General features: G+C 39.9%; 12 protein-coding genes. 11 read left to right on the top strand and 1 reads right to left on the bottom strand.

Annotated elements, in window-relative coordinates; all coding sequences use genetic code 11:
- Positions 1-192 precede the first annotated feature (192 nt).
- Together E2I05_RS19220 and E2I05_RS19215 are read left to right on the top strand one after the other, a co-directional pair.
- The gene (locus E2I05_RS19220; protein ID WP_121852850.1) at positions 193-1053 is read left to right on the top strand and encodes a hypothetical protein; all 861 of its coding nucleotides are present in this window, start codon (positions 193-195) and stop codon (positions 1051-1053) included.
- A gap of 92 nt (positions 1054-1145) precedes the next feature.
- Complete coding sequence (locus tag E2I05_RS19215; protein WP_121852851.1) at positions 1146-1721, top strand: lipid-binding SYLF domain-containing protein; 576 nt, start codon at positions 1146-1148, stop codon at positions 1719-1721.
- Between the two features lie 646 nt (positions 1722-2367).
- On the opposite strand, the gene E2I05_RS19210 is transcribed toward E2I05_RS19215, so the two are convergent.
- A complete protein-coding gene (locus E2I05_RS19210; RefSeq protein WP_121852852.1) occupies positions 2368-2598 on the bottom strand; it encodes a Rho-binding antiterminator in 231 nt (76 codons plus the stop codon).
- A gap of 93 nt (positions 2599-2691) precedes the next feature.
- On the opposite strand from E2I05_RS19210, the gene E2I05_RS19205 reads away from it, so the two are divergent.
- The 9 genes from E2I05_RS19205 (at position 2692) to E2I05_RS19165 (ending at position 15487) form a co-directional block, all read left to right on the top strand.
- Positions 2692-3450, top strand: coding sequence for a DUF1223 domain-containing protein (locus E2I05_RS19205; RefSeq protein WP_243641051.1), 759 nt, complete (start codon positions 2692-2694; stop codon positions 3448-3450).
- Positions 3451-3747: 297 nt separating this feature from the next.
- Positions 3748-4668, top strand: a complete 921-nt coding sequence (locus E2I05_RS19200) for an ABC transporter ATP-binding protein (RefSeq protein WP_170179656.1) — start codon at positions 3748-3750, stop codon at positions 4666-4668.
- Positions 4669-4715: 47 nt separating this feature from the next.
- Positions 4716-5435 carry an ABC transporter permease gene (locus E2I05_RS19195; RefSeq protein ID WP_244935400.1) on the top strand — a complete coding sequence of 240 codons (720 nt, stop codon included), beginning with the start codon at positions 4716-4718 and terminating at the stop codon, positions 5433-5435.
- A 277-nt stretch (positions 5436-5712) separates the two neighbouring features.
- Positions 5713-6804, top strand: coding sequence for a branched-chain amino acid aminotransferase (locus E2I05_RS19190; RefSeq protein WP_121852855.1), 1092 nt, complete (start codon positions 5713-5715; stop codon positions 6802-6804).
- A 211-nt stretch (positions 6805-7015) separates the two neighbouring features.
- Positions 7016-7654, top strand: coding sequence for an HAD-IA family hydrolase (locus tag E2I05_RS19185; RefSeq protein ID WP_207805263.1), 639 nt, complete (start codon positions 7016-7018; stop codon positions 7652-7654).
- A gap of 1252 nt (positions 7655-8906) precedes the next feature.
- Positions 8907-9452 (top strand): hypothetical protein, encoded by a 546-nt coding sequence (locus E2I05_RS19180; protein WP_121854795.1) that lies wholly within the window; start codon positions 8907-8909, stop codon positions 9450-9452.
- Positions 9453-9915: 463 nt separating this feature from the next.
- Positions 9916-10818: a TolB family protein gene (locus E2I05_RS19175; protein ID WP_243641142.1), complete on the top strand. Its 903-nt coding sequence runs from the start codon at positions 9916-9918 to the stop codon at positions 10816-10818.
- A gap of 63 nt (positions 10819-10881) precedes the next feature.
- Positions 10882-14064: a glycoside hydrolase family 2 TIM barrel-domain containing protein gene (locus E2I05_RS19170; RefSeq protein ID WP_121854793.1), complete on the top strand. Its 3183-nt coding sequence runs from the start codon at positions 10882-10884 to the stop codon at positions 14062-14064.
- Between the two features lie 4 nt (positions 14065-14068).
- The gene (locus E2I05_RS19165) at positions 14069-15487 is read left to right on the top strand and encodes a solute:sodium symporter family transporter (RefSeq protein WP_121854792.1); all 1419 of its coding nucleotides are present in this window, start codon (positions 14069-14071) and stop codon (positions 15485-15487) included.
- Positions 15488-15501: the final 14 nt, after the last annotated feature.

Raw genomic sequence — 15501 nt, 5'->3', positions numbered from 1 at the left:
TTAATTCGCTCACATTCCAAGGTGATGAAATGTTAGAGTCGAATAATTAACCAGTCAAGGCTATATTTAGAGCAATGGTGACTATAAAATCAAGTGTTTATTTGCATTTTTGCTAAGTTTTTCGATATTTAGTCATCATAATCAATAAAAATGATGATTTTTAAGCATTTTTAATTGAATTGGAGTATCTATTTGAGTTCGTTAGTGGAATTTTTGCATCAAGCGTATTGGTGGTTATCACTGATTGGTGGTATTCACTGCGTCGTGCTTGCCTTTATGTTCTTGATTTGGAAAAAACATTCAGACAGTGCGAAAAATCACACGAAATTTTTGATATTTATCACCTTAGCGGTTTACTTTTTTACAGGGTTGCTCAACCGTGAAAACACACCTTTGCCAATGCACTTATTATTGGCGTTAATGACCCCTATTTATTTTCTATTAATGCCGCTGCTTTATCAATACTGTCGCCAAACTTTGCCTACAGCGACACATTCTAGTGTCTTAGTGTGGCACTTAGTTCCAGCTGCAATAGTGGCGCTTAGTGTGGTTTTTTTCTCCACAACCCATTATAACTTGTCCAGTTTTATAATGAGTGAATCAATGCATAACATGACTTTTTTAGGTGTTTTGTTACCGGTTCTGTTGATGATTCAAGTTATTATTTATTCTATTTGTATCGTGAAGTTAATACGTCGATATAAACAGCAACTCAGTATTAACACTGAACCACTTTCCGATGTCACTATACGCTGGCTATTAATTTTAGCCAGTGCCGTGATAGTAAATTGGTTTGTGCGGAGTTTGTTGGCGAGCTTATCGTTTATTTTAGGCGATCAATTTGTCCTTTTTGCTCAAACTGCGATTCAACTAAGTTTATTGTTAACCTTGTATTTGTTAGCTATTTATCGTTTACAGCAGCTTACTATTATTGGGTATCAATCGGGATTGAATACAAGTCATGATGCTAAAGCATCAGAGCAGAACGAAACTGTGTTGAATCAAGATGAAAAGGCATTCTTATCTAAGGTAATTCAAGGTAAAGATTTCTGAATTTAAACTGACATGAATGCATAAAAAAAGAGCTCTAAAGTGAATAGTCGATATTCTGAGTTAATGTTTCTAAATATAAATAGGTAAGCATCATGCAGTCGTATTATCGAATCACATATCTTATTGTCCTTATTGTTACTAACTTAACAATATCAAACGCTTTTGCATCGGACAGCTATTCACAAGCCGTAGATAATTTTTCTCACGCCTCTGAAACACAGCGATATTTGAATAATGCTTATGGTTACGCCATTTTTCCTACTGTCGGTAAAGCTGGGCTGGGAGTTGGTGGCGCCTATGGGCAAGGTAAAGTGTACCAAGCCGGAATAAACACTGGTGATACGACCTTAACACAATTATCAATAGGGTTTCAGATTGGTGGGCAAGCTTACAGTGAAATCATTTTCTTTAAAGATAAAAAAGCTTACGACACATTTACTCGTGGCAATTTCGAATTTAATGCACAAGCCACGGCCGTTGCGATTAATTTAGGCGCCAATGCTCAAATTGGTACAACAGGTAATTCTGTAGGGGCAGGACAATCGGGTGGTAAACAAGCCTCAGCGGGTGAATACATTAACGGCTTGGCCGTTTTCACGGTCGCGAAAGGTGGCTTGATGCTTGAAGCTTCGTTGGCCGGACAATCTTTCAGTTTTAACCCGAGATAATTTTTCTTCCCCCCAGAATAAAAATTATTGTGTTCATCAATCGTTGTTACTGTCTTTGATGCTTTTGAGCGTTCATTGTTCTGTTTTGTGAGCCGCTCACTTAGATGGCTTAGGAAAGTTGCGGAAGAAAGTATACCGATGAGTTCTCGTCATTCCAACGCAGGCTGGAAACGAAGTAACGACAGTTTTGTATGTCGGTAGTCTCGTGCCTTTGTTTTTTCTATAAAAGTCACTGGATACCAGCCTCCGCTGGTATGACAAAGATTGGTACTTTCTAAATCGCTAGATCCCTTAGCTTCATGGCTCACGTCTTAAACAGGTAAACGCTCAAAAAGCACAAAATTTAATCCTGAATGATCAATGTCTTAATGAAAAATTTGATTTTCTTAGGCGTACTGTGTTGCTGCATGTAACACAGTACGCAGCGGCAGCTCCTGCTGAGTTTAAATTTATGTGTGGCAATTCTGATTCTAAGCGACAAACTTGCTCATGAAGCAGTTTGACTTATTGACGAAGTTAATGGATATCTGAATTTTTTCTGTTTAGTGCGCCAGACTTGCTGTCTGAAAAAGTAATAAAACTAAGGTGCAGAATAGATATTTCATTTTTCATCCACTTCCTGCCTTTTTGAGCCTATTCATTCAGTTTAGAGGCAGAAATGAAGCATTGCGATTAAATCCAGTCGAATACTTACCTCTTGTTCAGCATTTGTCAGCACTAAATACTCGTTTTTGTCAGAGTGGGTTTCAGTTGTTTTCGGTACGGCGGTGATCTCACTGCCATCAAGTAGTTCAATTTTGATGGTTTTCCCTTTTATGCAGGCGAGTTCGATTTGATCATAAAGGCTGCAGCTAATAGGTTGATATGGCGTCATCATGGTAACTTATAATGAAGTGAAGGTTGAAATGAACTTAACAAGTAAGTGGTCTTATAAGCAATAGAGAAAATATGCATACGGTGCGAGGTAAATATGGTTCGAATGATTATTGGCGCGTTATTGGTGGCATTAGCATCGGGTACTCAAGCGCAAAGCTTAACGGAATTCACGAAACAAAGTGATTCTAAAAAGCCGATATTTATCGAATTATTTAGCTCCCAAGGCTGCAGCAGTTGTCCGCCAGCAGAAGAATGGTTGTCAAAATTTATGGATGAAGACGCACTGTGGCAAAGCTATTTTCCAGTTTCATTTCATGTGACTTATTGGAACTATCTCGGCTGGCGCGATCCTTTTTCAAAAAGACAGTTTAGTCAACGTCAGTATGATCATCTTAATAAACTGAATATTCGTCAGGTTTATACTCCAGGATTTTTAGTTAATGGAAATGAGTGGCGAGGGTGGTTTGATAGAGATTTTCGTCAAGTACAGCAAGCGGGAAATCATAGCGTAGGCCAGCTTAATCTTGATATTCACCAGCAGCAACTCATTGCTTCATTTAAACCTTCAAATCAAATTACTCAAAACAATAATGAAGATTACCAGCTCAAATTGGCCTTGGTTGGCAGTGGTTTTAAAACAGACGTATTACGTGGCGAAAATCGTCATAAGTTTTTAAAGCAAGATTTTACTGTGATCAGCTTACAATCATTTAGTGCAGGTTCGAATTTAGAGTTTTCTGGAACAGTGAAAACTGCGCCGTCATTGGCTCAACAAGCTGAAAAACTGGCTTGGGTAAGTTGGGTTGAGTATAAAGGTAAGCCGATTCAAGCCGTAGGTGATTGGTTAAATTAAATAATATGAATATATAAACCAACAACTGTAGCTAATAACCATAATAATTCTGATGCTAACTCCCCTGTATTGCTACCAAAATAGGCATTACGCATATCTCATTAAGCATTGCTTATGCTCATTGATAATTCTTTTTGTTTTTTGAATAATTTCCAGTGAGTTAATCATGTAATTGGTATAAGAATGACATTTGTCATGGTCATGTGGTGACAAGGCTCAGTGTTGTTTGATTGTCGTTACGTCGATAATTGCCACTATTGAAATGGAATACAAGGACGCGTCATGATGAGTGAGCAAATGGAAACAGTGGGCCGAGTGAATAAATTATCGTTTGGCTATAAAGAAAACATAGTCTTAAATGATGTAAATCTAAAAATTAAACAAGGTGAAACGCTGTCGATTTTAGGCCCAAATGGCGCTGGAAAAACGACCTTGATTAAAGCCATGTTAGGCCAAATAAAACCTAAAAAAGGAGAGATTAGCCTTTTAGGGTATCAAGCTGGTGATATCGGTATTAGGCGTCTAACTGGTGTGATGTTGCAAGTTTCAGGTGTACCGGACATGTCGACTGTTTCTGAACACATCAAGTTGTTTCAGAGTTATTACCCCAACCCAATGAGTTACCAAAAAGTGCTCGGTTATTCTGGTTTGCAAGAAAAAGAGCATGAGTACAGCAAGAACCTTTCAGGTGGCCAGAAACAACGACTACTTTTTGCATTAGCAATTTGTGGAAATCCAAAAGTTTTATTTTTAGATGAACCAACCGTTGGAATGGACATTGATTCAAGAAAAGCATTATGGGAAGCAATTGAGCAGCTTAAACTCACTGGCACTTCTATCGTATTAACAACGCATTATTTAGAAGAAGCGGATAGATTATCTGATCGAGTTGTCATCCTAAACCGTGGCAATATTATCCATGAAGGAACGCCTAAAGAAATTAAAACTCTAATCCAAGTGAAATGCATCAAATTTACTTGTAACGTTGAAATCACCAACGTCAGCCGTGCTGTTAACCTTTCAAGCCATTATGATTCTGATTTACAACAATTTCAGTACACCATAGAGTCCAGTTGTGCTGAAGAAACCTTAAAAGAATTATTCAATCGAAACGTACCTCTGAGTGATCTTACGGTAACAGGGGCTGACTTAGAGCAAGCATTTACAATGATTAACTCGCTTGATGACAATAGTGAAACCATATTGGAGGTAGAGTAATGAGCACGTTAACAGCAAATAAAGTCAGTCTTTTTAGAATCTTTTTTATGGAGTCAAAAGCTGAATTACAGCGTTTAATACGCACCCCCGCGTTTAGTTTACCCACGATACTATTTCCGGTGATGTTCTATGTGTTTTTTGGTGTGGTGTTTTCGAAAAACCCATCATCGGCCCCCACTTATTTAATGATCACTTATTGTGTGTTTGGTATCGTAGGCCCTGCATTATTTTCATTTGGTGTCGGCATTGCGGTAGAAAGAGGTCAAGGGTGGTTTCATTTGAAAGAAGTATCACCGATGCCAGCTTCAGCCTACATTGTTTCAAGGATCGTTTTAAGTGCAATTTTTGCGGTAATTATTGTGCTGATTTTGTTCATGATAGGAGCGACATTAGGAAATGTGGAATTGCCATTGATTAAGTGGTTGAGTCTGGCGGGGATCTTTGTTTTTGGCTCATTGCCTTTTTGTGCCATTGGAATGACATTAGGGCTTTATTTAAAGGCCAATAGTGCAGCGGCAATCATTAACTTAATTTATTTACCCATGAGCTTTTTATCTGGTTTATGGATACCCATAAATATGATGCCAAAAGCGCTGCAAGAAATCGCCAATGTGTTTCCGCCATATCACTTAGCTCAGCTTGGACTTAAAATCATAGATATGGATGCTGGTGGCTCAATTATTAAGCATATCAGCATCTTGGTTTTATACTCTTTAGTGTTTTCATACCTTGCAATAAAAACATACTATCGTAAAAATAAGAGTTGATTGACTCATTTGCCGCTTGGGGGAGCCTCCTTAGGCGGCAGTGAGTTTGTTGAATGTTAAATGCTGATAATCTAAAGCACTTTCAATAACATAATCTAACTCTATTTATCTCATCGGCTCACAAACTTTACAGCCTGATGAGAGTTAGATCATGCTCTCGCTTCGGGTTTTCTTGACATTGCTCACTTGGGTTTTTAGGCTTCAGCCAATTTTGCAAGGTATTGCTAATGAATTTAGTGGATACCAATGCAGTTTTGCAGTCAAAGAGTGAGGAAACATGAAGATAGATTATCAGTTAAAAGCGGCATCTGAGCGTCGTAGTGAGCCATTTGCACCGGAAGGTGAAGTTGGCTTTGGCCGTTTGCGTACTGATCATATGTTTCTGATGGATTATCGAGATGGTGTTTGGCAAGATCCACGCATTGTTCCCTACGGGTCAATAAGCATGATGCCAGGGGCAATGTGTATTCATTATGGACAATCTATTTTTGAAGGTGCTAAAGCGTTTAAACATGATGATGGTGAAATTTATACCTTCCGTTTAGACAAAAATGCCGAACGCATGAACAATTCTGCAGATATTGTTTGTATTCCCAACTTAGATGAAAACTTGCAACAACAAGCGATTCATGCACTGATTGATGTGGATCGATTATGGTTTCCAGAGCAAGACGGCGCATGCTTATACGTAAGGCCGTTTATTTTTGCTACTGAAGATCGCCTGTCAGTAAGCCCAAGCCAAGCATACACATTTTGTGTCATGCTAAGTCCAAGTGGTGCTTATTATAAGGCTGGTACTGATAAAGCTATTCGTCTATTGATCACGAAAAAATTTCATCGTGCTGTGTCAGGTGGTACGGGCGCATCTAAAGCGGCTGGCAATTACTCTGCTTCACTGAGAGCCGCGAAAGAAGCCGCAGAATATGGTGCCGCTCAGGTCTTGTACTTGGACTCTACCAATACTCAGCTTGAAGAAGTTGGCGCGATGAACCATTTTCACGTTCGCAAAGATGGCAGTATAGTCATTCCTAAATTTACAGACACTATCTTAAAATCGATCACCTCTTTAACCATATTGGAGCTTGGCGAGGTATTGGGGTGTGAAGTAAGACAAGAAACCGTAATGCTTAACCAATTTATTGCAGATATCGAATCTGGTGAAATCATTGAAGCAGGCGGCTTTGGTACTGCGGCAGTGGTATCGCCAGTAGGCTCATACATTTTTGAAGATGGCCGTATCGTTACCGTTGGTGATGGTAAGGTTGGTAAACACATTAAAAATATCTACCAAGTATTTACCGATATGCAGTTAGGTAAACGCACAGCCCCTAACGGTTGGCTTCAACAAGTGAAACAAACAGGGGTTTAATCATTTCGGGTTTAATTCCCCTCCCCTTGAGGCGAACTAACACAAAAGGTTTGTACCTTGTCATACCAGTGTAGGCTGGTATCCAGCGACTTTCACTAAACAAGAAAAAGCCTCTAGGCTCCAGCCTTCGCTGGAGTGAAGATAACGTTAAACGATACCTCGCCCCTCCCCCTCTGGGCGGGGTGATTTATTTATATAAGGAAATATGATCATGATGGCCAAACTGCTTTTTGATCTTGATGGCACTTTAAGCGACCCAATTGACGGGATTACAAATTGCATCAATTACTCACTCAAGTCGTTTGGCTATCCAAGTCTATCGAAAGCTGAGGTGGCAAAGTATATTGGTCCACCGCTTGATATGTCCTTTATACAAATAACTGGACAGAGTAACCCCGTTGAAATTCAGACGTTGGTGCAAAAGTATCGTCAACGTTTTAGCGAAGTCGGTTTTTCTGGAAATCGACTCTATGATGATATCCCACTTGTACTTGAAACTTTACAAAAACAAAATGTGATATTGGGAGTTTGTACCTCAAAGCCACGCCACTTCGCTCAACAAATCTTAGAGTTATTCAAGTTAGACGCTTATTTTGAGTTTATCAGCGGCGGCGACATTGGCATTCAAAAAAGCCAGCAAATTGCCAGTTTGAAACAACAAGGAGCTGTGGATAGTTCTACTATTATGATTGGTGATCGTGGGGTTGATATTTCAGCGGCAAAACAAAACGGCTTGAGATCAGCCGCAGTATTATGGGGTTATGGTTCATTGGCTGAATTAACCGCAGAATCTGCTAATTTTATTGTCCACAGACCTATCGAGTTGCTAAAACTGAACAACAAGCTCTAAGGAAAGTTGCGGAAGCAAGTATACCGATGAGTTCTCGTCACTCCTGCGCAGACTGGAAATGAAGTAACGAAAGTTTTGTATGTCGGTATTAGGGTCTGTTGATCTTTCGTGATTGTTTTTGCAGCGATAAATTGGCTATTTTATGCAAGGCAGAGTTTGTGAGGTTTGGTTATTATAGACATACAAAACTGTCGTTACTTCGTTTCCAAACAAGAAAACGATAACGCAGCACCTTTTATTTAGAAAGAGCGACCAATTTACGCTCTCTCTTTTCTCGATGCTTTTGAGCATTCACTGTTCTGTGTTGTGACCAGCTCACTTAGATGGCTAAGGAACTGTCCCAAAATAACTTCCCTGTTTTGCTGTCGTTTATTTTTGAGCTTATACAAGGCGAAGAAAGTGTGGTGTAGTTACTCTACATAAGCTTTCGACAACACAGTAGAAGCCAAAAATAAACACAGCCCAAAGGGTTACGCTTAAAATTGCCACTCTCTGCGTTACTCATCTTTCATTTAGAATAACTAAACTTCATTCTTCGCGCCTTGATACTGGCAATTTTAAGCAGTAACAAATCGGGAAGTTATTTAGGGACAGTTCCTATCCTAAGCATCACTGCTTACGCCTTGAACAGATAAATGCTCAAATAGCACAAAATTTAATCCTGAATGATCAACAGACCCTAGTGCTTTTATTTTTTTCTATAAAAGTTACTGGCTACCAGCCTTCGCAGGCATGACAAAGATTGGTACTTTCTAAATCGCTAGCTCCCTAATCTTCTACATTTTTTCAAAACCGTTGAACTTCTTCTAAATTTGCAAACTCAAATAAGCTGAATTTACTTTAATGTGTTGTGGTTGTACCTCTTCGGGCAATAATACCAATTACAGTAATTAAATTCCCAGTTCAGAGCTATGTATGTGTTCAAAGTACAAGTTAAATTGATGAAGACATAGTTATTACCGACATACAAAACTGTCGTTATTACATTACTACGTTACAAGTTTTTGAATTATCCCGACAAAAGCACGAAGTGCGTTGAACGCCAGCTTTGTATGGCGGCCGTAGGGAATATAGTACTTCAAACTTGCGCCTTGTACTGAAATCCTTTAGCTCTTGCTGAGTGGGAAGTTAATTACTGTAATTGGTATAATTCGCCTTGTTTGATTGTTAATTGAGTGTTAATTTTGTTTCGAAATGTTTTTGGATAACAGTACATGGACGTTTGAACAGATTGGTTATAAAGGAAAGTAAAATGTTGAAACGTGTATTTAGCCTTATTATAGGTTTTTCGTTACTCACAGGGTGCGCTAGTGTTCCTTTAACAACGCTATTTATTTTTTCTCATACTGATAGAGAAGTGTTAGAACAGGCAAATGCAGAGCAATTAAGAGCAAAGATCACTTATAAAGGTGGAATAAAACTAGAGTCAGATGTTGTTTTGTTGACATTATCATATCGTCTGAAGGAGCATGGGAGCAACGCATTACTGAAGTTTCCTTTACAGCTGGTTTCTCACAAGCATAAAGATCCTAAGCAAGGCTGGATAATCCCTACACCTGAAAAAAACATTTATACCTTTAAGCTCAATTCAGAAAACCAGAAAGTTTTTTTAAAAACCAAACAAGATATTCTTAAAGATGGCTTAGAAGTCGTCAATTTTAACGTGGATATTAATTTGGGTAAGGGTCATGTTAGTAAGCGTGATGATGAAAGTTACCGAGTCTCTATAGACTTAAAACTGAATCAAAATGAGGAATATTTTACCTTGGTACGAAATGCTGATGTGATTGTTGAGTAATACCAATTACAGTAATTAAATACCCAACTCAGAGCTATGTATGTGTTAAAAGTACAAGTGAAATTGATGAAGACATAGTTATTTCCGGCATACAAAACTGTCGTTATTACATTGCTACGTTAAGACAATTTTGCGTAGTAATTTGGACACATACAAGCTCCCGAAGGGCAAGGTTAAAGGATTCCATTACTGTGTTGCAAGTTTTTGAATTATCCTGACAAAAGCACGAAGTGCGTTGAACGCCAGCTTTGTATGGCGGCCGTTAGGGTATATAGTACCTCAAACTTGCGCCTTGTACTGAAACCCTTTAGCTCTTGCTGAGTGGGAAGTTAATTGCTGTAATTGGTATAATAACTGATTGTAATACAGAAGGGTTATCGAATAACCCTTCTGTATACATTATTCAAAAACTAATATATGGTGAGGGAAATAACTATTACAAATTATTAACATTATGCGTTTATTGAAATCTCTTACTCTAAGTGTACTGCTCACTTCTACTGTTCAAGCCGCTGGCTACGATATCGTGTTATACCCACTCTCTTTTGATTCTGAAACGTCATCTTGGTCTCTCGGTAAAGGCAAAATGCTTACTAACCGTGAAGGTTATGACAATCAAGCCAGCTTTACTCAAGACAGTAAAGGGATTGTGTTCTCTTCAAATAGAAATGCCAATCACAATGATATTTACCGATATAATATCGAAGCCAATACTTTCACCCAGTTAACCAATACCCCAGATGAAAGTGAATTTTCTCCAACTGATACTGCCAGTGGGCTCCAGTATGTAGTTGAACAAGCCGTCCCTCGCCAGAGTGTATGGGTTAAACAAGCTGGACAAGCAAGACAACGAGCGATAAAAAGTTATATCCCTGCTGGCTATTACGCCACCCATCCGGAACTGGGTACTCTAATTTGGGCTCGATATGCCTACAGTTTGTATTTCGAACCAAAAGGTCAAGAAGCTAATGAAGGTCATTTTACCGTGGCCAACGCAGGCCGAAGTCTACATGTTGTGCCTAATTCAAAGACGTTCAGTTATTTGCTAAAGAAACAAGACGGTGATCGTCAAATTACACAATTTGATCCACTGCAAAATAGCCATCGTAAATTAGTGAGTTTGGACTCTGGCAGTGAAGACTATGCATGGAGCGGTCAGCAACTTGTTGGCTCACCATGGATATTTAATGCATCAGACGATGGGCTATTTGCATGGCAATTACCTGAAACTGGGCTCCCTTCAGCACAAACGGGCTGGCAAAAGGTAACAAGCTTGGTGCCGCCGAGTAAAGATCACAAGATGGCCAATCGTATTGCCGTTAGCCCAAATAATCGTTATATAACCATCGTTTGGAGCAGAAAATAACCAACGAACTTACCTTTTTGGAACGACTCGCTTAAAAGTGATTTTATTGGGAATAGAATAGCGATGAAAAAACTTTACTTTAAATGGATTATACCTAGCGTTTGGCTGAGTTTCTTGTTGTCGACCATAGTGATAGCTCAAGAGCCTTGGCAAAACCACCAATACTTCGAAGACAATAAATTACCTGCACATGCGAGTTTTTTTCCTTACTCATCAATGAAATTTGCGATGGCAGACGATCATCGTTTAAGCCGAAATTTTTATGATCTAAATGGTATTTGGCAATTCCATTTTGCTAATAATCCAGCTTCTGCGCCAGCTGATATTAGCGTAGCCGATACTGACACTGAAGGTTGGAGTCACATACAGGTTCCGGGTAATTGGGAGTCACAAGGTTTTGGCCATGCGATTTATCTTGATGAACGTTACCCGTTTACCACCACATGGCCTGACGCGCCAGAGGACTATAACCCTACCGGAAGTTATCGGCGTGAATTTGTTTTGCCTGAGGATTGGAAAAATAAACAAGTTTTCTTTCATCTTGGAGCCGCACGGTCATCAGTGACCTTGTACGTAAATGGTCAAAAAATTGGGTACAGCCAAGGCGCGAAAACTGCCGCTGAATTTGATATCACTCCAGCATTGAAATCAGGTGTCAATGTCATTGGTATGAAAATAATTCGATGGAGTGATGCCAGTTATTTAGAAAGCCAAGACATGCTGCGGTTATCAGGGATTGAACGAGACGTCTATTTGTATGCCACAGAGGCCCAGCGCATTGCCGATATCGAGTTTTCATCTGAGCTGAATAAAAAATTAGATAAAGCCAGCGCCCATGTTCAAGTTTTGCTCAACAATCATGACCAACCTGAAACCGTTCAAGTTGATTATCAGCTGTTATCTCCTCATGGACTTGTTGTGACAAGCGCCAAAAAAAATGTTGAGCTTGTTGATGAGCAAGTCGTTGATTTTGATGTGCAATTATTAGAACCAAAATTGTGGACGGTAGAAACACCTCACTTATATCAATTATTGGTGAGCATCTATAATGCTGAAGGCAAGTTATTGCAGGTAAGCAGCCAACAAATTGGTTTTCGTCATATTGAAATTAAAAACGGTCAGCTGACCGTTAATCATCAAGCCATTACTATTCGAGGTGTTGATCGTCACGAAACGGATCCAGTTACCGCTCATGTCGTCAGTCGTGACCGCATGGAACAAGACATTCGTTTGATGAAACAAAATAACATTAATGCCGTCCGCTCTAGCCATTACCCTAATGATCCATATTGGTTAAAGCTCACCGATAAGTATGGTTTGTATGTGGTGGATGAAGCCAATATTGAATCTCACCCTTTAGCTATTGATGAAAAAACTCAAATTGGCGATGAGTTAAGTTGGTTATCCGCGCACATGGCGCGTGTTGAACGTATGGTTGAGCGTGATAAAAATCACCCTTCGGTAATTATTTGGTCATTAGGTAATGAAGCCGGTGAAGGGCGTGTCTTTGAGGCACTTTCACATTGGATAAAGCAGCGGGATAGCAGTCGTCCAGTACAGTATGAACCCGCAGAATTAGCTGATTATGTTGATATTTATGCGCCAATGTATCCATCGATTGAAAAAATTGAACGATACGCGAAGAATAATCCTGAGCGGCCTTTGATCATGATCGAGTATGCTCATGCAATGGGGAATTCTGTCGGAAATCTGCAAGACTATTGGAATGTGATTGAGCGTTATCCACATTTACAAGGCGGATTTATTTGGGATTGGGTTGATCAATCACTTGAAAGAACAAATAAAAATGGTCAAAAGTTCTTTGCTTATGGTAAGGATTATCATCCAACAATGCCAACGGATGGGAATTTTCTAAATAACGGGCTGGTGGATCCCAATCGTAATCCTCATCCTCATTTAAGTGAAGTGAAGAAAGTTTACCAGCCTTTTAGTTTTACAGATTTTAGTTATGACAATAATCAGGTAAATGTCACGCTGAACAATAAATATGATTTTATCAGCAGCGCGGGTTTAAGCCTTACATGGCAGGTTCAAAAAGATGGTGTCACCATAATATCGGGGCGGAAGAACGCGCTTAGTATTCCCGCACAACAAGAGAAATCGTTAAGTATCCCACTCAGCTTTGCGGTTGACCCTCTCTATGAATATCAACTTCTCTTGATTCTTGAAGTGGATGCACCTCAGCCGTTACTGCCTATTGGTCATAAAATCGCTTTCGAACAATTTTTATTGGTATCACCCACTGCAAACCGAGGTGCTAAAGCCCCTGAGCATCAATTGAAACAGACGGATGATTTATGGTTATTGAACAGCCAAGGCGTGAGTTATCAAATTTCAAAAACAAACGGCTGGTTGGCGCAAATTTTAAATAAAGACGAAAAATTACTAATACAACCTCTGGCTGCGAACTTTTGGCGGGCGCCGACGGATAATGATTTAGGCAATGGTATGCCTAAATGGGCTGATATTTGGCAAGATGCGGCCGCTGAACTTGAAGTTACGAACATCGAAAGAACCGCTGAACGGGGTGTGAAAGTCACTCATTCTCACCCTAGTTTAGGATTTAATTTAGTCACTTTTTATCAAGTTGGTGCTCAAGGTAGTTTGGTGGTAAGTAGTTACTATCAGTCAGGGGTAGAAAAATTAGCAGATTTACCCCGTTTTGGTTTTAGTACTCGATTGCCTTTCAGTCAACGAGTAATGCATTACTATGGACGCGGGCCTGAAGAAACTTATGCTGACAGACTGTCAGGAAATCCACTGGGTTGGTATCACTTGCCTGTTGAGGAAGGGTTTCATCGTTACTCTCGTCCACAAGAGACAGGACAAAGAACACAAGTTCGTTACGCCGCTGTAACAGATACGAAAGGTAAGGGGTTGGTGGTGGTTGCGGCGAATGAGTTGCAGACTAGTTTTTGGCCTTTTGCTCAATCGGACATTGACTTTCGAGATGGGGATTCGCAAAACTCAGCGTCTGGTTTAGTGCCAGTTACACAAAACCATGGTGGAGAAATTCCATTACGAGATTTTGTTACTTGGAATATTGATGCAAAACAGATGGGCGTTGGTGGCGACACGTCTTGGGGACGACCAGTACATAAGCCTTATCGAATTCCGTCGCAACCTATGCATTTTAGCTTTATCTTAAAACCAATTGAAGCCAGCGACGATGTTGCAACCGTGGCGCGTCAGATTGGTCAAACTCAATTACTGAAACAGGACTGATATCGTGGATACTATTATTCAAGTAAGTATATTTGTATTGCTGACAGCATTAGTCGCTGCTATTACCTATGTTAAATGTCGCAAAACGCCAAGAGATACCAATGATAGCCGTGATTACTTTCTTGCTGGCGGGGGATTAAGCTGGGTTGTTGTTGCAGGCTCACTGGTGATGACCAATATCAGTGCCGAGCAAATCGTCGGCATGAATGGCGCACAAACTTTACTGGTAGCCTGGTGGGAAATTGCTGCTGCGGTAGGTTTGGTCATCTTAGCTAAATGGCTGATCCCGATTTATTACAAGTATAACTGTACGACAACGACGGAGTTGCTCGAAAAAAAGTATAACGATAAAGGTATTCGAGCCATGGTGTCAGTACTCTTTATGATGGGGTACGCATTTATTTTATTGCCTGTGGTGCTTTATACGGGCTCGCTGTTTATGAAATCAATGTTCAACCTTGATATCTCTGTGGTCGTTCTGGCCATTACCTTTGCTATTGCAGGTTCCATTTATGCGATTTTTGGCGGGCTAAGAGCCATTGCTATTTCTGACACAATGAACGGCATTGGTTTATTATTGATGGGTGTTGTAGTGTCCTATTTAGCCATGCATGCCATCAATTGGGATTTATCCGGTTTACCTGTAGAAAATTTGACTCTTATCGGAGATGAAAATTCAGATATCCCTTGGCATACGCTCTTTACTGGGATGATTTTTATTCAAATTTTCTATTGGGGAACCAATATGGTGATCACCCAAAGAGCTTTGGCCGCTAAGTCGGTTCGTGAAGCACAAAAAGGCTTATATGCCGCGGTATTCATGAAGCTCATCATTCCCTTGATTGTCGTTTTGCCCGGCTTAGTCGCATTAAAACTTTATGGTGATGTGGGAGATGTGGCTTATGGCATGCTAGTTGGCAATGTATTACCTTCGTGGCTTTCAGGCGCATTTGCTGCTGTCATCGCGGGTGCTGTTTTGAGCTCATTTAATTCCTGCTTAAATTCTGCTGCTGCACTTTATACCTGTGATATCCACCTGAATTATGTAAACGACTCGGCTGATGTGAAAAAAGTGGGTTCAAGAGTTGCACTCGTGTTCACTTTAATCGCACTGTGCTTGGTTCCTGTCTTTGCGCAGTCAGAAAGCATTATCAGCTTGTTGCAGCAACTGAATGGTTTATATTCTATGCCAGTACTTGCCGCATTTATTTGTGCCTTAGTATTTAAAAATGTTCACGCTAGGGCGATTAAAATTGGTCTAGTCATTGGTGTTGGCATCTATGCCGTGTTTACTTTTATTTGGAGCCCATTGCATTTTATTGATTTAATGGCGATTACTTTAGCTATGACGATAGGGATCACGTTAATATTGAGTAAAGTTTTCCATTATTATTCATCAGCTACAAACCCTGCTACTACCTAAAAGTAACGAATTTA

The organism is Parashewanella spongiae, from assembly GCF_004358345.1.
GTDB classification, from domain to species: domain Bacteria; phylum Pseudomonadota; class Gammaproteobacteria; order Enterobacterales; family Shewanellaceae; genus Parashewanella; species Parashewanella spongiae.
Note: the sequence above shows the minus strand (reverse complement) of the source record. Positions and strands in the feature narration are given on the sequence as shown.